The organism is Oceanobacillus locisalsi (assembly GCF_042675985.1).
GTDB classification, from domain to species: Bacteria; Bacillota; Bacilli; order Bacillales; family Amphibacillaceae; genus Oceanobacillus; species Oceanobacillus locisalsi.
This window is the reverse complement of record NZ_JBHTKK010000026.1, coordinates 25,419-46,245: the sequence shown is the minus strand read 5'-3', so window position 1 is coordinate 46,245 and position 20,827 is coordinate 25,419. Positions and strand designations below refer to the sequence as shown.

22 protein-coding genes are annotated in these 20,827 nt (G+C 40.8%); 19 read left to right on the top strand and 3 right to left on the bottom strand.

Annotation, left to right across the window (positions count from 1 at the left end):
* The first annotated feature begins 212 nt into the window (after positions 1-212).
* The 4 genes from ACFQ19_RS17020 (at position 213) to ACFQ19_RS17005 (ending at position 3,598) form a co-directional block, all read left to right on the top strand.
* Entirely contained in the window at positions 213-395 is a 183-nt protein-coding gene (locus ACFQ19_RS17020; RefSeq protein WP_379593860.1) for a cold-shock protein, read from the top strand.
* A 592-nt stretch (positions 396-987) separates the two neighbouring features.
* A complete protein-coding gene (gene exaC, locus ACFQ19_RS17015; RefSeq protein WP_379593859.1) occupies positions 988-2,508 on the top strand; it encodes an acetaldehyde dehydrogenase ExaC in 1,521 nt (506 codons plus the stop codon).
* Positions 2,509-2,634: 126 nt separating this feature from the next.
* Complete coding sequence (locus ACFQ19_RS17010) at positions 2,635-3,000, top strand: DUF779 domain-containing protein (protein WP_379593858.1); 366 nt, start codon at positions 2,635-2,637, stop codon at positions 2,998-3,000.
* A gap of 145 nt (positions 3,001-3,145) precedes the next feature.
* Complete coding sequence (locus tag ACFQ19_RS17005; RefSeq protein ID WP_379593857.1) at positions 3,146-3,598, top strand: IDEAL domain-containing protein; 453 nt, start codon at positions 3,146-3,148, stop codon at positions 3,596-3,598.
* Positions 3,599-3,742: 144 nt separating this feature from the next.
* Here ACFQ19_RS17005 and ACFQ19_RS17000 read toward each other — a convergent pair whose 3' ends face one another.
* Positions 3,743-5,740, bottom strand: a complete 1,998-nt coding sequence (locus ACFQ19_RS17000) for a penicillin-binding transpeptidase domain-containing protein (protein WP_379593856.1) — start codon at positions 5,738-5,740, stop codon at positions 3,743-3,745.
* A 241-nt stretch (positions 5,741-5,981) separates the two neighbouring features.
* Positions 5,982-6,944: an LCP family glycopolymer transferase gene (locus ACFQ19_RS16995; protein ID WP_379593855.1), complete on the bottom strand. Its 963-nt coding sequence runs from the start codon at positions 6,942-6,944 to the stop codon at positions 5,982-5,984.
* 549 nt (positions 6,945-7,493) lie between these two features.
* On the opposite strand from ACFQ19_RS16995, the gene ACFQ19_RS16990 reads away from it, so the two are divergent.
* A complete protein-coding gene (locus tag ACFQ19_RS16990) occupies positions 7,494-7,640 on the top strand; it encodes a hypothetical protein (RefSeq protein WP_179134475.1) in 147 nt (48 codons plus the stop codon).
* Positions 7,641-7,688: 48 nt separating this feature from the next.
* On the opposite strand, the gene ACFQ19_RS16985 is transcribed toward ACFQ19_RS16990, so the two are convergent.
* Positions 7,689-8,342, bottom strand: coding sequence for a YigZ family protein (locus ACFQ19_RS16985; protein WP_379593854.1), 654 nt, complete (start codon positions 8,340-8,342; stop codon positions 7,689-7,691).
* A gap of 204 nt (positions 8,343-8,546) precedes the next feature.
* Here ACFQ19_RS16985 and ACFQ19_RS16980 point away from each other — a divergent pair, with 204 nt between their 5' ends.
* The 14 genes from ACFQ19_RS16980 to fliD all read left to right on the top strand — a co-directional run bounded on the left by ACFQ19_RS16980 (position 8,547) and on the right by fliD (position 20,823).
* The gene (locus ACFQ19_RS16980) at positions 8,547-9,680 is read left to right on the top strand and encodes a sensor histidine kinase (protein ID WP_379593853.1); all 1,134 of its coding nucleotides are present in this window, start codon (positions 8,547-8,549) and stop codon (positions 9,678-9,680) included.
* A 318-nt stretch (positions 9,681-9,998) separates the two neighbouring features.
* Positions 9,999-10,691, top strand: coding sequence for a response regulator (locus ACFQ19_RS16975; RefSeq protein ID WP_379593852.1), 693 nt, complete (start codon positions 9,999-10,001; stop codon positions 10,689-10,691).
* A gap of 212 nt (positions 10,692-10,903) precedes the next feature.
* Positions 10,904-11,746, top strand: coding sequence for a DegV family protein (locus tag ACFQ19_RS16970; protein WP_379593851.1), 843 nt, complete (start codon positions 10,904-10,906; stop codon positions 11,744-11,746).
* Between the two features lie 106 nt (positions 11,747-11,852).
* A complete protein-coding gene (locus ACFQ19_RS16965; RefSeq protein WP_379593850.1) occupies positions 11,853-13,262 on the top strand; it encodes a DEAD/DEAH box helicase in 1,410 nt (469 codons plus the stop codon).
* Positions 13,259-13,936, top strand: a complete 678-nt coding sequence (locus ACFQ19_RS16960) for a ComF family protein (protein ID WP_379593849.1) — start codon at positions 13,259-13,261, stop codon at positions 13,934-13,936. Before ACFQ19_RS16965 ends, ACFQ19_RS16960 begins: the two co-directional genes overlap by 4 nt.
* Positions 13,937-14,177: 241 nt before the next feature.
* The gene (locus ACFQ19_RS16955) at positions 14,178-14,600 is read left to right on the top strand and encodes a TIGR03826 family flagellar region protein (protein WP_379593848.1); all 423 of its coding nucleotides are present in this window, start codon (positions 14,178-14,180) and stop codon (positions 14,598-14,600) included.
* Positions 14,601-14,633: 33 nt separating this feature from the next.
* A complete protein-coding gene (gene flgM, locus ACFQ19_RS16950) occupies positions 14,634-14,897 on the top strand; it encodes a flagellar biosynthesis anti-sigma factor FlgM (protein WP_379593847.1) in 264 nt (87 codons plus the stop codon).
* Between the two features lie 33 nt (positions 14,898-14,930).
* Positions 14,931-15,407, top strand: a complete 477-nt coding sequence (locus ACFQ19_RS16945; protein ID WP_379593876.1) for a flagellar protein FlgN — start codon at positions 14,931-14,933, stop codon at positions 15,405-15,407.
* A gap of 18 nt (positions 15,408-15,425) precedes the next feature.
* Positions 15,426-16,916 (top strand): flagellar hook-associated protein FlgK, encoded by a 1,491-nt coding sequence (gene flgK, locus ACFQ19_RS16940; protein ID WP_379593845.1) that lies wholly within the window; start codon positions 15,426-15,428, stop codon positions 16,914-16,916.
* An 8-nt stretch (positions 16,917-16,924) separates the two neighbouring features.
* Complete coding sequence (flgL, locus tag ACFQ19_RS16935) at positions 16,925-17,806, top strand: flagellar hook-associated protein FlgL (RefSeq protein ID WP_379593843.1); 882 nt, start codon at positions 16,925-16,927, stop codon at positions 17,804-17,806.
* A gap of 123 nt (positions 17,807-17,929) precedes the next feature.
* Positions 17,930-18,493, top strand: a complete 564-nt coding sequence (locus ACFQ19_RS16930) for a DUF6470 family protein (protein WP_379593842.1) — start codon at positions 17,930-17,932, stop codon at positions 18,491-18,493.
* A gap of 12 nt (positions 18,494-18,505) precedes the next feature.
* Positions 18,506-18,952, top strand: a complete 447-nt coding sequence (gene fliW, locus ACFQ19_RS16925; protein WP_379593841.1) for a flagellar assembly protein FliW — start codon at positions 18,506-18,508, stop codon at positions 18,950-18,952.
* Entirely contained in the window at positions 18,952-19,176 is a 225-nt protein-coding gene (gene csrA, locus ACFQ19_RS16920) for a carbon storage regulator CsrA (RefSeq protein ID WP_379593840.1), read from the top strand. The genes fliW and csrA overlap by 1 nt, the downstream gene beginning before the upstream one ends.
* A gap of 138 nt (positions 19,177-19,314) precedes the next feature.
* On the top strand, positions 19,315-20,823 hold the full coding sequence (gene fliD, locus ACFQ19_RS16915; RefSeq protein ID WP_379593839.1) for a flagellar filament capping protein FliD: 1,509 nt from the start codon (positions 19,315-19,317) through the stop codon (positions 20,821-20,823).
* Positions 20,824-20,827: the final 4 nt, after the last annotated feature.

Here is a 20,827-nt window from a genome sequence, read left to right as displayed (position 1 = left end):
TACAAAGCAAAAAAGTAGTACATGCTATAGAGAGGTGCCGACGGTAAGACAGAACTAGATAAAGATATTATCATTGAAAAAATTACAAAAAGTTGTTATTCTTAAAAGTTTCACTCTTTCAATAATTAGCGTATACTGTATATAAGGGTTTGTTATCAAAGTCCGTTTCACTGGATTTTGAAGCATGCTCTATAAGGAAGGGAGATGCTATAATGTCTTTTTCACGCGGACCAAAAGAACCAGTACAAGAAGTTGAAACGAATGTATGGTCATGCACGCAAGAAGATTGTCAAGGATGGATGAGAGAATCATTTAGTTTTGAAGATGAACCGAGCTGCCCTTTATGTCAATCTGAAATGGCAAAAGAAGTTCGGGTAATTCCGGAATTGAAGTAAATAGTATCTCTATTATTCAGTTTGATAAACCGCAGATGGAAGGGATGCAGTATTATTCCCTCTGTGTTCATCAAAAGATATAGCATAATTGACGGCATGTATGCTGTGAAAAAGCCTCTGTATATAGGAAATGCAGAGGCCTTTTGCTATAAAAAATAAAATAAACCTATTATTTACGACTAACTCATCTTACGCACCTAAGAATAAGCATATAAACCGTGTTGTTTCAGGATAAACATGACCTCTATTATCATGCTTGCTTTTCTTTAGAGCGTCCTTCTATTTTTTGAACAAGATATGGTGTACAGCTACCGCTCCGGCCAAGCCCTCCGCTTTCCGACGTAAAACGGTCCGCAGCATCGGCAGCTTGACACCTTACTTTCCAATCTTAACAGGTGGATGGAAGAAACAATCAACAACTGCTTCTATGGATTGCGTAGTGTTTTTCCGTAGCGAATACCAGAAGGAAAAATATTAATTTCAAGTTATAGTTGAAATTATTGTAAAAGTGAAATATAATTTGCTATACTATAATTACAAACTAATATTACTAACAATAAATTGTAATCGCTTACAATAAAGGAGGAGTTACATGAGATATGCTAATCCGAACACAGAAGGTGCTGTTGTAAATTATGAAAAGCGTTATGATAATTATATTGGAGGAAAATATCAGCCGCCGGTAAAAGGAAACTACTTCGAGAATACAACACCGATTACAGGTGAAGTGTTTTGCGAATTAGCCCGTTCGTCACAAGAAGATGTGGATGCGGCAATTGATGCAGGTTATGAAGCAAAAGACGCTTGGGGAGAGACGCCTGTCGCAGAACGTGCGCTCATTTTGCACCGCATCGCTGACCGTATGGAAGAAAACCTGGAAAAATTAGCAGTAGCAGAAAGCTGGGAGAATGGAAAGGCGGTCCGGGAGACATTAGCAGCAGATATTCCGCTGGCGATTGACCACTTCCGGTATTTTGCAGGTACCATTCGTGCTCAAGAAGGCAGACTCAGCCAAATCGATAACGACACAGTTGCTTATCATTTCCATGAGCCGCTTGGGGTTGTCGGTCAAATCATTCCATGGAACTTCCCGATACTGATGGCAACGTGGAAGCTTGCACCAGCGTTAGCTGCCGGAAACTGTGTTGTGCTGAAACCTGCCGAACAGACGCCGGCATCCATTCATATTCTTCTCGATTTGATTAAGGACTTATTGCCGGATGGTGTTTTAAATATTGTAAATGGTTTCGGTGTAGAAGCCGGCAAACCGCTCGCAACCAACAGCCGTATTGCAAAAATTGCCTTTACAGGAGAGACAACGACTGGACGTTTAATTATGCAATATGCCTCTGAAAATATTATTCCGGTAACATTGGAGCTGGGCGGGAAATCGCCTAATATATTCTTTGAGGATATTTTGGATAAGGATGACAGTTTTGTTGATAAAGCCGTCGAAGGTTTGGTTATGTTTGCCCTGAACCAGGGAGAAGTTTGTACGTGTCCTTCCCGGGCAATTGTCCATGAATCGATTTACGACCGCTTTATGGAAAAAGCAATTGAACGTGTTAAACAAATTAAAATTGGTCATCCGCTGGATACAGAAACCATGATGGGCGCTCAAGCTTCGGAAGAGCAATTTGAAAAAATCAAGTCATATCTTGATATTGGCAAACAAGAAGGTGCTGAAATTCTTGTCGGCGGAGAAGTGAATGAGCTTGACGGTGAGCTGGCTTCCGGTTATTATGTACAACCAACGATCTTCAAAGGAAATAATAATATGCGTATTTTTCAGGAAGAGATTTTTGGTCCTGTATTAGCCGTTACGACTTTTAAAGATAAAGAAGAGGCGCTGGAAATTGCGAATGATACACTTTACGGATTAGGTTCCGGTATCTGGACGCGGGATATGAATACAGCTTACCGGTTTGGAAGAGGTATTCAGGCTGGACGCGTATGGACAAATTGTTATCACCAGTATCCGGCACATGCGGCATTTGGAGGTTATAAAAAGTCTGGAATCGGCAGAGAAAATCATTTAATGATGCTGGATCATTATCAGCAGACAAAGAACTTGCTCGTCAGTTACAGTGATAGTCCGGACGGCTTATTCTAGAATAATACAGAAATTGCATTCAATGCGAAACGGGAACAGCAGGTATATCGGTTACACGAATGTTTGCCATGACACTCGAAACAAGCAAACGCTTATTTCATCGATTTCAAAAAGGAGGTGTTTTCCATGGTAGATAGAGTTGTTGCGACACAAGATGCCGAAGATTTGATGAAAAAGTTAAAAGACCTCCACGGTCCGCTTATGTTCCATCAATCAGGAGGCTGTTGTGACGGAAGTTCGCCAATGTGCTATCCGCTGGGAGAATTGAAAACTGGTGATTCTGATATTTTATTGGGACATCTGCTGGGAGATATTCCGTTTTATATTTCCAAAGATCAATTTGAATATTGGAAACACACTCAGCTGATTATTGATGTAGTCAATGGAAGAGGCGGCATGTTTTCGCTGGAAGGACCGGAAGGAAAAAGATTTTTAACTCGTTCCAGAGTATTTACAGAGGAAGAAACAAAAGCATTAGCTGCAAGCAGTTAAACACGCAGGCAGGGAAGGAAAGGGCTTCCCTGTCTCTATGATAAAAAAACATGTTGGTAATAAACGACTCTTGATTTTTTCGAAAAAATCGGATAGAATGAATTAACTGAAAATTAAGATGTATATATTGAATAGGGGGGATAAGATGGTTACTGTTAAAATGTTAAAACCTTATTATGTAAAGACAGAGGAGAAGTATATCCGGATTATCTTAGCGTATCAGTATTTCTCAATCATTATGAATAAGAATATATATCAGTTTATCCCTGTTAAATCTACAGAAGTCCGTATTAATCGCAAGACGAAAAAAATTGAAAATACCGAAGACGTTTTCGCATTTCAAAAAGAAAAAGAAGTATTGACGATTTCCATGTCACAATTGGTTTCTGTTCCCGGCTTCTTAGAGATGCTTCACCGCATTGCTGAATCCTACTATTTGCCTGAAGATACAGAGGTTGTTTCAGAACAGCAAAGAGCGTTGGATCAGCTGATATCTGAATTAGAGCATGAAAATGTGAAGCGGCTTATTGATAATGCTATCGATAATCAAGATAAAGAAACATTTTTGGAATTAACAAATACCCTGAAACCTAAATAATTTAAAGGAATCAGGCTTCATAGATATTCCGACACAGCTGTTTGGCAGATTATATTTTGCCGGATGGCTTTTTTCTGTTTGTTTCCGTACGAAATAAGAAAAAGAGGGCGGCGCATTTTAGAAACACCGTCCTCCTTTAACACTTTATTCTTTTATATCCATTAGAATGTCTGTCGCTTTTTCAACGCCAGAGCTGCGGTCACTATCATTAGTTCCTTCGACCATGATGGCAATCATTAAATCTTGATCATCTGTCGGGTAACCGACGAACCAGCTATTTTCATCACCGCTATCTTCATCGGTCAGTTTTAATTCTGCTGTTCCTGTTTTACCGGAGATAGGAAAGTCAGCTTCCTCTGCCGCTTCTCCGGTTCCTTCTGTAACAACTTTCCGGAGAGAATCTTTGATTTGTTCCGCTTGTTCTTCGGTAACTAAATCTTCTTTCCAGGTCTGATCTGTTTCTTCTTCTGTTAATAAGGTCGGCTGAACCATATCACCGCTATTGATAAAGGTGGAATATGCAGTGGCCAGATGCAGAGCGCTCATTTGGATTTCCCCTTGTCCATAGCTTGTATGTGCCAGTAAAAAGTCGTCATCTAAATCTCCTGCATTGGAAATGGTAGAGTCAGTTACTGGATAAGTATACGGCAATTCTTCTCCGACTCCGAATGCTTGCAATCCTTCTGCAAAAGCATCTCCGCCCATTTCTACAGCTTTCATTGCGAAATAGATATTATCTGAACGTATTAAGGCATCATCTAAATCAACAGGGTCATCGGAAGTAGATACGCGTGTGACATTATAATCGTCCCATTCGAGGCCATCAATTTCAATGCCTTCCTCATCGTAATCTATCGTTCCGTTTTCTAGCCCGATTGCTCCAGTAATCGGCTTGATGACGGAGCCTGGTGCAAAAGTAGAGGAAAAACGGTTTTGCATGGGTTGTAATTCATCTTCTTCCATATCACTCCAAAAGTTGGAAGATGTGCCATAAAGAATATCATTTGGATCAAAGGAAGGACTGCTGACTAAAGCTAATGTTTCTCCAGATTGAGGGTCAATGACAGCTGCATTTCCTGGGTCTTCATCAAATCCTTGGAAGACTTTGTCCTGAATATTAGCATCAATGGTGACTTCCACATTCTCTCCGTCTTCTGCTTCTTTTTCCGCCAAGACGACATTTTCTTCGCCTTCTTTGGTAACTTCAATCGAAGCTCCTTTTTTACCGCGGAGTTCTTCCTCAAATAGACTTTCTAATCCGCGTGCACCAATATTGTCAGAAGCATCGTATTCTGTTGTATCCAGTTCTTCCAAATCCTCCGCATTCACTGAACGGAGATATCCTACCAATTGAGCAGTTATCTCGCCTTCCGGATAGATTCTGCCTTCTGTTTCCCGATAGGATACGCCATCGATTGCGTTTAACTCATCTACGGTATCGGAATCATCCGGGAGAATGGTCTTTAATGGTACAAATAAATCGTCTTCCACCCATTCCGCCTCCAAACTGGACTGGATAGAATCGACAGACATGCCAAGTAAACGACCAAGTTCTTCAAGTGTTGCTTCATCATCGCCTAATTCACTCGGAATGACTCCAAATTCATATACTGTATCGTTGATAGCAAGAGGAATTTGATTTTTATCAAGAATTTCCCCTCTGACAGGTTGATTTGTAGAGATTTGAATTTCTCCGCCATCTGCCAAATCAGGGAAAATAAAACCGGAATCCCAATTAATCAGCCAGTCATCTGCTTCATCTTCTCTTTCAGATAAAGTCATTTCAGCTTGATAATCAAATGAGATCTCCCCGGCGACGGTATTCATGTTGACAGTAAACGGAATTGTTGCTGTACCGTCATCATATGCATTAGCGATCTCTCTTTCTTCTAATGCTTGTACATGCATTTCAATGTCGGAGGCAGATATATCATCATATAATTTCTCTAAACGTAAAGCGGAGTCTTCTTCTGCATATGTATCCTGCGCTTCTTGGGAGAATAGGTTATACAGAGCGTCATAATCTCCTTCTTCTACTGCTTCTGCATATTGATTTAAGGTGTTTGTCGGGTCGGTTTGTTCTTCAGAGCACCCGGCTAACAGGGCGATAAAAAGAATAAGCCATAAACTTTTTTTCCACATTTTCTAACCCCCATTAAAAATTATCTGTTTACGAAAAAGTATATCACATTCTGGATATTATACAGGACAGTTATTCACTTTTAAAAATATAGGTACTGTATCAGGAAAATAAAATATTGTAGGAAAAACGCCACACTGTATATACCAGGTGACGTTTTGATTTTCTTTTGGAACCTGCTGTCATTTTTCTGAAGTCTTTTAACATCATGCACATGTATCAAAAATCTTCAGCACAGCCGGTTTATTCCTGTTCCATATGCTCTGTGATCGTTGAGTGGATACGGTTGATTTCATTATCCGGTACAACATAGTACCAGACTCCGCTGATTGTTTGCCCGTCTCCCTCGATTTCCATTGTTTCTACATTATTTCTTGTTCCGCTGTAATCGGTAAATAAATTTTGCAATCGTTTCATATCCAAATCGGTCTGGACATTGCTTCCTAAGATATCTAAGATATTATTTGCTTTTGTAATGCTGGAGAAGCTTGCTGCTTTATCCATTGCAGCAACAATCACATCACGCTGCCGTTCGTTTCTTCCCATATCACCGCGGCTGTCTTCTTTTCGCATCCGAATATAGGAAAGAGCTTCTTCTCCATTTAAATTGACATTTCCTTCACTAAAATCATGTCCATCTTGTGAAAAAGCAGTACTGTTTTGAACGTCCACGCCGCCTAAAGCATCAATACCTTGCTGGAAACCTTCCATATTCACACGTACATAAGAGTGAATCGGTATATCAAAAGCGTCTTCCACCGTTTCAACCGATAATTCGGTGCCGCCGCCAGTTTGAGCAGCTTCTCCAAATGCGTATGCATGGTTAATTTTATCCATTCCCCGGTCAGGAATATTCACATATGTATCACGCGGGATACTTAACATAAGCATGGAGTCTGTTTTGGGATTCAATGAAAGTAAAATCATGGTATCCGAACGGCCGACATCTCCGTCGCGTTCATCTACTCCCAAAAGCAGCATGTTCACTGCGTCTGCATCACTGTAGAGGCGGTTAATTTGATCTTGCCGTTCAGGATCACTGTCCCTGTCTAACGGGCTGTGCATCGATTCTACAACATTACCAACCTGGGTCCAAATGTAGAAAGCTCCGCCACCGATGACCAAAATAAAAAACAGAACGATTCCACCAACAATAAAGGGCCATTTCTTTCTTTTACGATTTCTATTATCTGCTCTAGATACCAATATATTCTCCTCAATTCTATCCTTAATTTAAATACTTTTTTACTATATAATTTGAAATTAATATTTTACCCTTGCTGCTCGCTACGGAAAAACACTACGCTTTCCGTGGGCTTGTCCTCAGCCTCCTCAAAAAAAGAAGTTCGCTTTTTTCTGCGGGGTCTTCACACTGCGCATTCCCACAGGAGTCTCCGTGTTTTTCCTCCGCTAGTTATTATGCTTAATCCTAAAATAAATAACTTCATTGTTTAAGCATAAAAGACAGGTTTATTAGTTCAATTTATATAATTGTCAAGAAAAATAAATCTGTAATAGATTATATCGAAATTTAGGGTAATCGTCTATGCTTAAAACAAATATTTCATCTATTATTTCCTATTTTAACTAAGAAAATTAGCGGAAAAAGTAGACAAGCAATCTATTTTTTAATAGAATTATATTTAAATGAGAATGTTCATCTTAGAGAGTGATCTTACATATTTTGCGTGACGACAAAGATTTACAACTTTGAACAGGTATTTTTCAGAAAAAATATTTAAAGGCGGTAGATGAATGGGCAGAGAGCAGGAGCAATATCAAAAGATTTTGAAAAGAGTCATTCATGATACGGAGAGTCAAAAGGTAAATTCCATGGATGAAATCATTCAGTTGCTAATTAAGGAATTATCGTTAAACACGAGTATAAAGAAAAGTTATTAAACGAAAGCTCTGCCGGATGGTTATATCATCCGGCAGAGCTTTTTTTCATCAAGCAGAAGGGGTGTCATCGACTTCTGTTTCGACATATTTTTGGTTAAGCAGTTCTATTTCTGCCTGTGCACTTGTCATATCCGTTATCCAATTTTGAAAAGCATCTGTCTCCTCTGTTTTTACATAGATAATAAAAACGACATTCTCATGATACTGTATATCCTCTAAAATATATTTGGATTGCTGGCGTATCTCATTCTCCATTTTGCCGAGTAACGAATATTCCACCGTGACGGATATGCCTTGCATTAGTTCTCTGCGAACAATTCCGGTCGTTTGAATCCCTTGTGTGGTGGCTGATCCATAAGCACGGATCAGCCCGCCGGCTCCAAGTTTTATTCCACCGAAATATCTCGTCACGACAACAGCAGTATCTTTCAGCCCTTTTTTCTTTAATACTTCTAACATAGGAACTCCTGCTGTTCCGCTCGGTTCCCCATCGTCATTTGCTTTTTGAATATGGTCTGTTTCACCGATAATGTATGCAGAACAATTATGTGTCGCGTCCCGATGCTTTTTTTTAATAGATTGAATAAATTCCTGGGCTTCTTCTTCTGATTCAACCCGTTTAATGTGTGCGATAAAACGCGATTTTTGAATGGTAATTTCATCTGTTCCTTGATGATTTACGGTATAATAAGTAGATAGCATGATTATTTTCACCTCATTGAAAGCATAATTTTGACTCGTATATAGGTGTATTCTCACTGAACACCTTGCGTTTATCCATGATTCTAAAGACATAGAATGAAAAGGGAAAGCGAATAAGCGATTTTAGGGAAATTAATTTGAATATAACCTTATAAAACAAATGAAAGTTACGAATAATTATAACATAGGTTGGTGAGATTTCTGATGTCAAAAAGTTTAAGCAGTGAAGCGATAGACCAAATTGTGGATAATGTACTGAACATGATAGACCAAAGTAAGGATGAAGTATTTGAAATAACAGAAGAAAGCAGAAAAGAATATGCGTATCTTTCTGAGGAATTAGAATCAACCAAGAAGAAAGTGAAAGATCATATTCAAAAAGGCGATAAATTAGAAAAAGAAGAGAAAAGCTATCGCCAACAGCTTGCTTTGGTAAATAGAGATTTCAGGGAATATACAGAAAACGAAATACGCATGGTCTATGAAAAAACCCATGAAATTCAAACCGAATTAGGTGTTATGCGTGAAGAAGAAAGGCTTTTGCGGAAGCGGCGTGATGAAATTGAAATCAGGTTGACGAAACTTGCAAATATATTGGAACGCGGGGAAGACCTTGTAGCGAAAATGACGGTCATCTTCAGTTTTATGAAAGAAGATATGCAAGTAGTCAATGAAATGATTGAAGATGCGAGAGAAAAACAAGCATTTGGCCTTAAGATCATTGAAGCGCAAGAAGAGGAAAGAAAAAAACTTTCCAGGGAAATCCATGATGGACCGGCTCAGATGCTCGCTAATGTTTTATTACGTTCAGATATACTGGATCGTGTTATAAAAAAAGGTTCTTCGGAAGATATTTCTCAAGAAATTAAATCGTTGCGGAAAAATGTCCGTTCCTCTCTGCAGGAAGTACGGCGAATAATCTATGATTTGCGCCCGATGGCCCTGGATGATTTAGGACTTATCCCGACCATCCGGAAATACGCAGACAGATTAACAGAATACCATGATGTGCATGTGGAATTTATCGTGTTTGGGGAAGAAAAAAGGTTGGATCCGAAATATGAAGTAGCTTTATTCCGGCTTATGCAAGAAGCATCACAGAATGTTATAAAGCATAGTGAAGCTACTGAAGTCAAGGTGAAATTGGAAATTTTAAAAGATCGCATCACTTTAGTCATAGCAGATAACGGCAAAGGATTTCAACCGGATGAAAAAAGCGATGATTCTTTTGGATTAATTGGAATGAAAGAACGGGTCGAAATGCTTGAAGGGAAATTAGATATCGCTACAGCAGAAAGTAAAGGGACAACGGTTACAATAAATGTTCCATATTCGTAAAGATATATAGTATAATGAGAAAGAGGAACTATATCGGATGCCGCATATCCGCCCGATATTTGGCGAAACGGCAGTTTTTCTTATACTTTCCTCCGGGGTCTTTAATAGGAAACAAGCTGTCTTGGCTCTTTGAAACTGCGTCACCATCCGTCAAATAAGTAATCTGCAGGAAACAAATGGATTGCGTTGAAAAGAGACAATGATAGCAAGGTATACTATAATAGACTCACCTTATTAGAAAAATAATCTATCTATTAATTAATGATTAAAAATATTACCGTTCAATTAGTATCATTCAGTAGAAAAGGAGATATATATATGGATGCACAAAAAGAAGTAAATATCGTATTAATTGATGATCATAAATTATTTCGGGAAGGTGTTAAGCGGATTTTGGATTTTGAACCCGCATTTCATGTCGTTGCAGAAGCAGATGACGGATCGGATGCAACGGACATTGTAAGGGAAAATAATCCGGATGTTGTATTAATGGATATTAATATGCCTAAAATAAACGGTGTTCAGGCAACTGCTGATTTGCTGCGGCAATTTCCAAATACGAAAATAATCATCCTGTCGATTCACGACGATGAAAATTACGTTACGCATGCATTGAAAACAGGGGCGCAAGGTTATTTGTTAAAAGAAATGGATGCAGAGGCGCTTGTCGAAGCGATTAAGGTAGTAAGCGAAGGCGGATCTTACTTGCATCCGCGCATTACCCATAATTTGGTGAAAGAATACCGCCGTCTGGCTCGAGAAAATAGTTCCAATCTGGCGAATAGAAATGTTGAGCATCGTAAACCGCTCCATCTTTTAACAAGACGGGAATGTCAGGTGCTTCAGTTATTAGCAGAAGGAAACAGCAACCGCGCTGTTGCTGAATCTCTTTATATCAGTGAAAAAACAGTTAAAAACCATGTGAGTAATATTCTTCAAAAAATGGATGTAAATGACCGTACGCAAGCCGTTGTGTATGCCATTCGAAAAGGCTGGGTAGAAGTGGTTTAATCATAAAAAAAGAAAAACAACGTCCTGATTTAATTTGGTCAGGGCGTTTTTTCAATAAATCCCGGTAAAAGGCATGACGTAACGGGGACCCTTGGAAAATCATTCGATTTTTACTGGCAATTCGTGTAGAATAATGTCAAGTAATCCGTTTTCTAAGCAGGTGTATAGAAATAAGACCGCATCGCTACAGAAAAGAAAAGGAGTTATTGTCTATGAAGGTTGCTGTTATGACAGATAGCACAGCATATATTACGCCCGAAGAACGTGAAAAACACCATATTCATATGGTCCCGTTGAGCGTTAATTTTCAGGATGCTTCTTATCGTGAAGAATTAGATATTACTACAGAAGCATTTTATCAAAAACTTGCTCAGGAAAAAGAATTGCCGAGTACCTCCCAGCCATCTCTCGGGGATATTACAGAAAAACTAGAAGCGTTGACTAAAGACTATGATGCTGTGATTTCGGTTCATTTGTCGAGCGGCATCAGCGGGACGTATCAAACAATGGTCAGTGCCGGGGATATGGTCGAAGGAATTGATGTCTATGCTTATGATTCCGAAATGAGCTGTATGATACAAGGTTTTTATACACTGGAAGCTGCAGCGATGGCTCAAAACGGAGCATCACCGGAAGATATTCTTGCGAGAATGGACGAGATGAAGAAAACCGTCCGCGCTTATTTTATGGTAGATGATTTAACGAATTTGCAACGGGGCGGAAGATTATCCAATGCCCAAGCCATATTAGGCAGTTTGTTGCAAATCAAGCCCATCCTTCACTTTGAGAATAAGCTGATTGTTCCTTTTGAAAAAATCCGTACAAAGAAAAAAGCAATATCCCGAATTCTTGGTTTACTGGATGAAGAAGTGCATGCAGGAAAGGATCTGCGTGTTGTATTTATTCATGGCAATGACCGTCCCTATGCTGAAAAATTAGAAGCAGACTTTAAAGAAAAACATCCAGAGATAGAAACATCCATCAGTTATTTTGGCCCCGTTATCGGTACACATCTTGGACAAGGTGCCATTGGTGTTGCCTGGTATGAAAAGTAAGGGAAAACTTCATTCAGAAGAAACAAGCTCGCTGAATGAAGTTTTCCATCAAATTTAAAAATAACGATTTCCTCATATTACCTTTTACGGAGGTGTTACTAAAAATATGGATAAACAGATTCCATTGTCCCCTGCACACCTGGCGCAAGCCTTATCCGGTAAACGGATTTTGGAAGAAGAAGCCCCCATTTCTTCTGCGTGTTTTCAAGTTCTCCGCTCTACAAAACAAGTTCTCCCAATACCTGCAATTGAAAATAAGAAGGGGATATTAAAATGTATTCGCTGCGGCAATACCGCTATGGCCTATTTTTCGGAATATCCCTGTGGCATTTGCCGAAAGAATCATTTTTATTGTCGAAACTGTATTCAGATGGGAAGAATGAGTGAATGTAAACCGCTATATATCTGGAATGGTGCAGCGGCGGAGTGGCCCGAGCATGCCAGTCCGTTAACTTGGGAAGGAGAGCTGACAATAGCCCAGAGCCGAGCAGCGGCCAGTTTGGAGAAAGCTGTTGCCAAACGGATGCCATCCTATCTTTGTTGGGCAGTTTGCGGATCTGGGAAAACAGAGATGTTATTCCCTGCAATTACAGCGGCATTAAAGCGTGGAGACCGTATAGCCTTGGCTTCTCCTCGTGTGGATGTCATCCGGGAACTGTATCCAAGAATAAAAAAAGCGTTTCAAGATGTGTCGCTAGAAGCACTTTATGGTGGAAGTGAACAGCGGACGGGAAAGACGCAATTCATTTTAGCAACGACGCATCAATTAATGCGTTACCACCAGGCATTTGATCTATTGATTATTGATGAAGTGGATGCTTTCCCATATTATATCGATAAAAGCTTAATGCATGCTTCAAAGCAAGCTGTTAAGAAACAGGCAACGACTTTATACCTCACCGCAACCCCGCGTAAAAATTTCAGATTGCAGATGAAGCTGGGAAAACTGCCCTATGTTTTTGTTCCATTACGTTACCACGGCCATTTATTACCTGTTCCCACATATCAATTCTCTTTTTCTCTCTCGCGTCAATTAACAAATAAAAAGCTTCCCAAAACTTTTTTAACATGGCTCATTCACAGACAAAATCCGAAGCGGCAATTACTTCTTTTTGTTCCGGAAATTGAGATGGCACAAGCATTAAAAGAAGTCATTTCCAGACTGCTGCTCAAAACAGCGGTTATTTCCGCTTCAGAAGAATTAGAAGTTGTTTTTGCAGCAGACAAGGACAGAGAAGCAAAAATAAATCAATTTCGGGAAAGGAAATTACGTGCCTTGATTACCACAACGATATTGGAAAGAGGCGTCACCTTTCCTTCCGTGGATGTTGCTGTGTTGCATGCCGGTCATGACGTATTTAATGAAGCGGCGCTGGTGCAAATTGCCGGACGCGCTGGCAGAAGTGCAGACGACCCTTCCGGCGAGGTTGCTTTTTTTTACGACGGCAAAACAGATGCTATGGAAAAAGCCAGACAAATGATTCTGGATATGAACCAAAGGGGGAAAAAGCTGTGAATCATTGTTTGTACTGTTATGAACCATTAGAGAAATCATTGACCTGGTCGCAATGGTTGACGGTGGAAAAGCCTTCTGTTTTATGTTCGTCCTGTGCTGGCACATTAGAAGTCATTTCTGGAAAACGGTGCGAAGGATGCAGCAGATCGTGGAAGGGAAAGCTGTGTTTGGATTGCCAGCAATGGAGAGAACTGGGAGATAATATTGAAAAGAATTATTCGGTTTTTCATTATAACGATGCGTTGCGTGATATGATTCGTCAATGGAAATTCAGAGGTGATTATGTATTAAGAGAAGTTTTTCGAAACGAACTCCAACGGGCTTTTAAAAAACAATTTGCAGATAAATATCCTCGGATAGCAGTTGTTCCGATTCCAATAAGTGAAAACAGAATGCAGGAAAGGGGGTTTAATCAATCCCTGGCTTTGGCCGACATGCTGGAGTGTCCTGTCAACCAAGCTTTAGGCAAGAGAAGCGGAGAAAACCAGGCAAGCAGCAATCGGAAAGTACGCTTAAAAAGAGACAATCCATTTTTTATCACGAAACCGTTAAAACAGACCGCGCTGATTGTTGACGATGTTTATACCACAGGGACAACCGTGCGACAGGCAGCACAGCAGTTAAAACTTCATGGCTGCCCGGCAGTTTATGTATTGACAATAGCAAGAAGTTAATATGGCACAGCGAAAGCGCGGTGTTTAAAAAGCAGTAGAACACCCAAATCCGTGTGAAGATTTGTTATGATAAAAATAGATTATGAACATAAAATGATTCCTTTTTACTATTAATAAAAACAGTAATAGTGCCGATGATAGAATTAAGTAAAGACTTTTGATGAAAAATCATTCGCTGATATAAGTGCCTGAACATTGAAATTCCTTCCTGGCAAGATGAAAGCGGAGAGGAGACACAGCAATGGCAGAACTGGCAAACTGCGAACGATGTAATCGCGTGTTTGTAAAGCAATTTAGAGAAATATGTGATACATGTTATAAAAAAGAAGAAGACGATTTTAAAACGGTATATACCTTTTTAAGAAAACGGGAAAACAGAACTGCTACGATTGGGCAGATTGTAGCGGCAACAGACGTGGATGAACATCTTCTTCATAAATTTATCCGCGAAAAAAGACTTCAGCCTTCCCAATTTCCCAATATATCTTATCCTTGTGAAAGATGCGGGGGTCCTATCACAGAAGGGAATATATGTGAGGATTGCCAAACGCAATTAAAGGAAGATCTGGTGCAGCATGAGGCAGAGGAATCTATACAGGAGAAGGCATTAAACGAAGCGAAAGAGACAACGTATTATGCTAAAGGGGAATGGAAGAAAGGTTAAAATATCGAGGCATTACTGGAAGGGGTGCAGAAAATGAAAATACATGGGCCAAATCCAACAAATTTTAATCCATATAAACAGGCTTTTAAAGATAAACAGGCGGCAGAATCAGAAGCTTCCAAGAAAGACAGTATTGAAATATCAAATGAAGCAAAGCAATTACAGAAGCAGAGCCAGCCGAATGAAACGCGGGCTGCCTATGTAAATGAGATAAAGCAGAAGATTGAGAGCAATCAATATGAAATAAATTATGACAAGGTTGCTCAGAAAATGCAGGATTTTTGGACTGATAAATAGATGTATACAGTCAAAGGAGGATAATGTGTGAGCATGCAGCTGATTCACGCAGTAAATGACTTAACAGCTACGCACTCGGATTTGCTAGCGTTATCGAAACAAAAAACGGAGGCTTTAACCAATAATCACTTAGATGCATTTCAAGGTTTGCTTGTGCAAGAACGAAAACTCACCCGCCAGCTGGAACAGCAGGAGGAGATAAGACAAGGAGCTGCAGAAGCATGGAACAAAAAGCAGCCTCATCCGGCAGCATCATTGACGATTACAGAGATGCTTCACCGGTTAGACGGAGAAGAAAAAGAAAACCTTGAAAAAGCTGCAGTGGCATTAACAGATACGATTACTGCATTAAAGAGACAGGAACAGTTAAACAAGACATTACTGGAAGAATCCATGAAGTTTGTACAGCTTTCGATGGAGTTAGTGAATCCGACAATCCAATCGATGAATTACGGAGCGGGTTCTTCCGAAAAGGTGTCCGGCCGTTCTTTGTTTGATTCGAAAGCATAGAAAAGGGGAGAAGAATGAATGAGCACGTTCCGAGGGTTAGAAATGTCACGCCAAGCTCTGAGTACACAGCAGAGTGCTCTCTATACAACCGGACATAATATTTCCAATGCGAATACACCTGGATATTCCAGACAGCGTGTCAACATGCAGGCAATGAATGCCTATCCGACACCGGGAATGAATAGTCCCAATCAGCCCGGTCAAATGGGGACAGGAGTGGAAACTGGTTCAGTACAGCGGCTCCGCAACCAGTTTTTGGACACGCAATTCCGGTCAGAGAATGCATCGGTAGGTTACTGGTCTGAACGATCAGAGGCGCTGTCAAGAATGGAAAATTTATTAAATGAGCCGAGTGACGCTGGTGTTGAAGCGGCAATGAGCGATTTTTGGAGTTCATTGCAGGAAGCGGCTGCCAATCCGGAGCAGAACGGAGCCCGTGCTGTTGTACTGGAAAGCGGCGGTGCATTGGCAGACACCTTTAATCATCTGTCCTCTTCCATGAATACGATTCGGTCTGATCTGCAAACAGAGACAGAGAATACGATTGATCAGGCCAATGATATGATTGCCGGTCTGGGCGAGCTGAATGAGCAGATTAAAAAGCTGGAAATGCACGGTTATAATGCAAATGATTTATACGATAAGCGCGATAATATGTTAGATGATTTATCAGGAATCGTGAACATTGAAGTAGCGTACGACGACAGTCATATCCCTTCCGGAAAACAAGGGGACGGTGCTGTCACAGTGAAAGTAAAGGATGAAGACGGCAACCCGCTGGCAACGTTAGTAGACGGTGCGGAGGGAGAAGTGAATAAGATTGATCAGCCGGTCTATACCGAAATAGACGGAATGACCGTATTTGAAAGTATCTCTGTGAACGGTGCAGATATTACATCTTCGCAAGGCAGCATACAAAGTTATGTACATGCTTCCGGTTATGCGGAAGACGGGGAAGTGACAGGAGATTTTCCGGAAATGCTGGAGAAGCTGGATAACTTAGCCTATTCGATCAGTAAACGTTTTAATGATATACATCAGGAGGGCGGTACAGAAGTTCCGTTCTTTAACGAATTATCGGATGCCACAGGAGCAGCCGGAGCGATGGAAGTCGTTTTGGAAGACCATGAAGACTTTATTGTTTCCTCCAATGGAAATGCAGGAGACGGTGATTTGGCAAAGGATTTGGCAGCTATTTTCACAGAACCGAATGAATACTTAAGTGATGAGGATGGAGATGGAACTGTTTCTGTGAATGGTTATCTGGAATCGATGATTGGTGAAATAGGTGTAGACGCCAATCATGCCAACACGATGCTGGATAGTACCGCAACATTACAGCATCAGGTAAATAACCAGCGTCAGTCCATCAGTGCGGTATCCTTAGACGAAGAAATGACAAATATGGTTAAATTCCAGCATGCTTATAATGCTGCTGCCCGCGGTATGACAGCGATGGATGAGATGATAGATACCGTCATCAACCGAATGGGACTAGTAGGAAGGTAGGTTAAAAAATGCGTGTTACTCAAGGGATGCTTTCCAATAACTTATTACGAAATGTCACCAATAACAGTACACAAATGAATAAATACATGGATCAGCTGTACACTGGAAAAAAGATATCCAAGCCTTCTGATGACCCGATGGTGGCAATGAAGGGTGTTTCGTATCGTTCCGAATTATCCCGAATGGAACAATTTGAGCGCAACACATCAGAGGCAAACAGCAGGCTGGACAATACGGATGCGGCAATTGATCAGGCAAACAACGCATTGCAGCGGTTAAGAGAGCTGGCTGTCAAAGCGAGTAACGGCACGAACAGCAGCGATGAATACCAGAGTATCGTCGAAGAAGCGAAACAATTAGAAGAACACCTGGTAGACATTGCAAATACAAACGTGAAAGGGAAATATATTTTCAATGGTACCAATTCGGATACGCCGCCAGTATCCATCGATGACAATGGTGCAGTGACTTCCAATTTCACCGATGACGATGTACAGATTGAAGTTTCAAGCGGCATCAATGTCAAAACAAATATGAATGGGTCAACGGTTTTTGGTGAAGATGGCGAACTATTCCATGCAGTGGGGCAATTCATTGATAACCTGGAAGCGGAAGAAAATATAGAGGATAGTATCAGTGATTTGGAGACTTCCATTAATGGGGTCCTGGATTCCCGTGCAGAAATCGGTGCCCGCATGAATCGTTTGGAGCTTGTCGAAAATCGTCTTGCTGATCAAAAAATCGTAACGACAGAGACTTTATCTGCTAATGAAGACGTTGACTTTGCTGAAACGATTACGAATTTGATGACACAAGAAAGCTTGCATCGGGCAGCACTTTCAGCAGGCTCCCGGATTATTCAGCCTTCTTTAGTTGACTTTTTACGTTAATGACAAAGGATCGCTTTCGGAGGCAGGACATGCAGTCTTTGCTGCGTTTCTGATAAATGATAGGTACGTTACACCCTGCCCGCTGGCGGGGTGTTTTTAAAAAATGATAGCGAGGGAATGGCGATGGATTTTCCGCAAATCAGAATACAATCGCAGCAGGCAAAAATACAAATACAATCCGAACCGGCGCAATTACATATGTCACAGCCATCCGGTGATTTAACGATCAGACAGCCTGAAGCAGACATCTCCATGCAAACCAGAAGAGGGAGATTAAACATTGATCAGAGCCGGGCATGGGAAGATATGAACCTATTAAGTGCCAAAAAAAGTATTGCCCGACATGCCGAGCAAGGTAAACAGGCTGCGCTTGAAGGAACAGCACGGAGAGCACGTCAAGGGGATGCGCTTATGCGGATTGAAAATGATGCCAATCCTATTCCGGCACAAGCAGTGGAAAATGGCTTTTCGCAGCAAAAACAATTGGGATTAACATTTATTCCTTCTCCTTTTGCGGTCGAAACGTCTTATGAACCGGCAGAATTAGATATACAGGTGCAAGTGCATCAGCCGGTTATAGAAGGAAGTGTGAATAAACCGGTCATGCAGTATACCCCCGGAAGCTTGGAAACCTCCCTTGCACAGCATCCGGATGTAACCATAGAAATCGTGAATACAAAAATATAAGGAGTGTGCATCATGAAAATAACATCTGCCTATCTGGGCGAGATCGAAATTGATACGTCGAAAATAATTACCTTTCCATCCGGGATCCCCGGATTTTCAGAGGTCAGGCAATTTGTGCTGCTGGAATTACCGGATAATCCTATGTTTCATATTTTACAATCGGTAGATGACGCCAGCTTAGCTTTTATCATTACCGACCCCTATTATTTTTATCAGGATTATACATTTGAGCTGGAGCCTTCTGCTATGGAAGTTTTACATATAGAAGACCGTAACGATGTAGCGATTTATACCATTGTTACAGTAAATAAACCTTTTGCAGACAGCACCATTAATTTGAAAGCGCCCATTGTGATTCACGTGAAAGAAAATCTGGCTAAACAGGTCGTGCTGCAACAGGATGATTATTCTTCCCGAGCTTCCATTCACCAGCCTTCCCCTGAAAAGGAGGGGAAATAATGCTTGTACTTTCCAGAAAAAGAAATGAAGCGATTCAAATCGGTGAGGATATTGAAATAGAAGTCATTGCTATTGAAGGAGATCAAGTCAAGCTTGGCATTCGTGCGCCTCAATCAGTAGATATCTATCGGCAGGAGATTTATGTGGATGTGAAAAATCAAAATAACCAGGCAGCTCAAATCGATCAAAATCTCTTAGACCTTTTGAAAGGAAAGGAACTGTAATACCAAAGCATTCGTTTTGGAGAATTATTTTCATTGCATTTGGCGCTTCACAATTTCCAAAAAAAGCCGATATAAAAGATAGATAGGAAGAAGGGTAACCGGATAGTTTTCGACAAAAGGATATAGAGGTGAAGAATAATGCGAATTGGCGGCTTAGCAAGTGGTATTGATACAGATTCAATGGTCAAAGATTTAATGGATGCAGAAAGAATACCGCTTGATAAATTACACCAGGACCGGACAAAGTTAGAGTGGAAACGCGATGCTTTCCGGGATGTGAATAAATTATTGGCTGATTTTGATCGAAATAAAATTTTTGATATGAAAATGAGTGATACATTTCATTCAAAAATAATTTCATCTACACAGGAAGATGCGGTAATTGCCACAGGAAGCGCCGGGGCAGACAGCGGGACATATCGGATTGAAGTAGAAAAATTGGCGACTTCTGCGATTAATGTCGGGGAATCTGGGGAAGGGATTGACCCAAAAGAACCTCTGAATTTGGATGGTCCAATTACATTTAGAACATATGGAAAAGATGCTTCATATGGAGAAGAAGATGGTGAGGGAAGATTCTTCAAAGAACATAGCTATGAAATGGAAGAAGGCGATACTCTCTCGGATGTTATCAGACGGATTAATGACGATGCAGATGCCCCTGTTCGGATGACCTATGATGAAAACTCCAATACAGCGATTTTAGAAGCTACCAGAACGGGTGTTTATAATGAAGGCGGAGCGGAAGTTGACTTTAATATGGATGAAAGCGGCTTATTTACAGCGTTAGGTCTAAATACAAACGGTGAAAAAGGCGCCCAAAATGCAAAATTCACCTATAACGGTGCTTATACTGTTGAGCCCCAGGATAATCATTATGAGCTGAATGGTGTTACCTTCCAATTTTTAAATAAAACAGAAGGCGAGGCGTCTTTAAACGTAACGAGTGATATTGATCATACGGTTGAAAAAATCACCGCGTTTGTGGAATCGTATAATGAAATTGTTGATGAAATAAACGGGTCGCAGCGTGAAGAGGTTTTTCGTGATTATCCGCCGTTAACCGATGAGCAGAAATCGGACATGAGCGAACGGGAAATTGAACTTTGGGAGGAACAGGCCAAAAGCGGGATGCTACGGGGAGAAGCTTCCTTATCAAATGGATTGACCAATATGCGTTCCAGCTGGTACGGGACGGTACAGAATGAGGGAGCTTTTACTTCTTTAACCGAAGTAGGAATTGAAACTTCTGCGGACTATATGAATGGCGGAAAGCTGGTTGTTGATGAAACAAGTCTTCGCGAGGCGCTGGCAGAAGACGCAGAAAGTGTACAAAAACTCTTTTTAAACAATGAAGAAGGGGAAGGCAGAGGCTTAATTAACCGTCTGGAAGATTCTGTCGAAAGCACCATCAGCCAGATCAACCAGCGTGCCGGAACAGAAAACAATGTGACATTAGACGGTTATGCGATAGGGAAGCGGATGGAGGATATTAATGACCGCATTGAAAATTTTGAACGCCGTCTCGAGAGTGTAGAGGCACGTTATTGGAGACAATTCTCCGAGATGGAGCGGGCTATTTCCAATATGAACCAGCAATCCAGCATGCTGATGTCAAACTTTTCTTCCGGAGCAGCACAACAATAAAAAA

Coding starts and splice junctions, on each gene's coding strand:
- ACFQ19_RS17020 (WP_379593860.1), top strand. CDS start 213: ATGTCTTTTTCACGCGGACCAAAAGAACCAGTACAAGAAGTTGAAACG.
- exaC (WP_379593859.1), top strand. CDS start 988: ATGAGATATGCTAATCCGAACACAGAAGGTGCTGTTGTAAATTATGAA.
- ACFQ19_RS17010 (WP_379593858.1), top strand. CDS start 2,635: ATGGTAGATAGAGTTGTTGCGACACAAGATGCCGAAGATTTGATGAAA.
- ACFQ19_RS17005 (WP_379593857.1), top strand. CDS start 3,146: ATGGTTACTGTTAAAATGTTAAAACCTTATTATGTAAAGACAGAGGAG.
- ACFQ19_RS17000 (WP_379593856.1), bottom strand. CDS start 5,740: ATGTGGAAAAAAAGTTTATGGCTTATTCTTTTTATCGCCCTGTTAGCC.
- ACFQ19_RS16990 (WP_179134475.1), top strand. CDS start 7,494: ATGGGCAGAGAGCAGGAGCAATATCAAAAGATTTTGAAAAGAGTCATT.
- ACFQ19_RS16985 (WP_379593854.1), bottom strand. CDS start 8,342: ATGCTATCTACTTATTATACCGTAAATCATCAAGGAACAGATGAAATT.
- ACFQ19_RS16980 (WP_379593853.1), top strand. CDS start 8,547: ATGTCAAAAAGTTTAAGCAGTGAAGCGATAGACCAAATTGTGGATAAT.
- ACFQ19_RS16975 (WP_379593852.1), top strand. CDS start 9,999: ATGGATGCACAAAAAGAAGTAAATATCGTATTAATTGATGATCATAAA.
- ACFQ19_RS16970 (WP_379593851.1), top strand. CDS start 10,904: ATGAAGGTTGCTGTTATGACAGATAGCACAGCATATATTACGCCCGAA.
- ACFQ19_RS16965 (WP_379593850.1), top strand. CDS start 11,853: ATGGATAAACAGATTCCATTGTCCCCTGCACACCTGGCGCAAGCCTTA.
- ACFQ19_RS16955 (WP_379593848.1), top strand. CDS start 14,178: ATGGCAGAACTGGCAAACTGCGAACGATGTAATCGCGTGTTTGTAAAG.
- flgM (WP_379593847.1), top strand. CDS start 14,634: ATGAAAATACATGGGCCAAATCCAACAAATTTTAATCCATATAAACAG.
- ACFQ19_RS16945 (WP_379593876.1), top strand. CDS start 14,931: ATGCAGCTGATTCACGCAGTAAATGACTTAACAGCTACGCACTCGGAT.
- flgK (WP_379593845.1), top strand. CDS start 15,426: ATGAGCACGTTCCGAGGGTTAGAAATGTCACGCCAAGCTCTGAGTACA.
- flgL (WP_379593843.1), top strand. CDS start 16,925: ATGCGTGTTACTCAAGGGATGCTTTCCAATAACTTATTACGAAATGTC.
- ACFQ19_RS16930 (WP_379593842.1), top strand. CDS start 17,930: ATGGATTTTCCGCAAATCAGAATACAATCGCAGCAGGCAAAAATACAA.
- fliW (WP_379593841.1), top strand. CDS start 18,506: ATGAAAATAACATCTGCCTATCTGGGCGAGATCGAAATTGATACGTCG.
- csrA (WP_379593840.1), top strand. CDS start 18,952: ATGCTTGTACTTTCCAGAAAAAGAAATGAAGCGATTCAAATCGGTGAG.
- fliD (WP_379593839.1), top strand. CDS start 19,315: ATGCGAATTGGCGGCTTAGCAAGTGGTATTGATACAGATTCAATGGTC.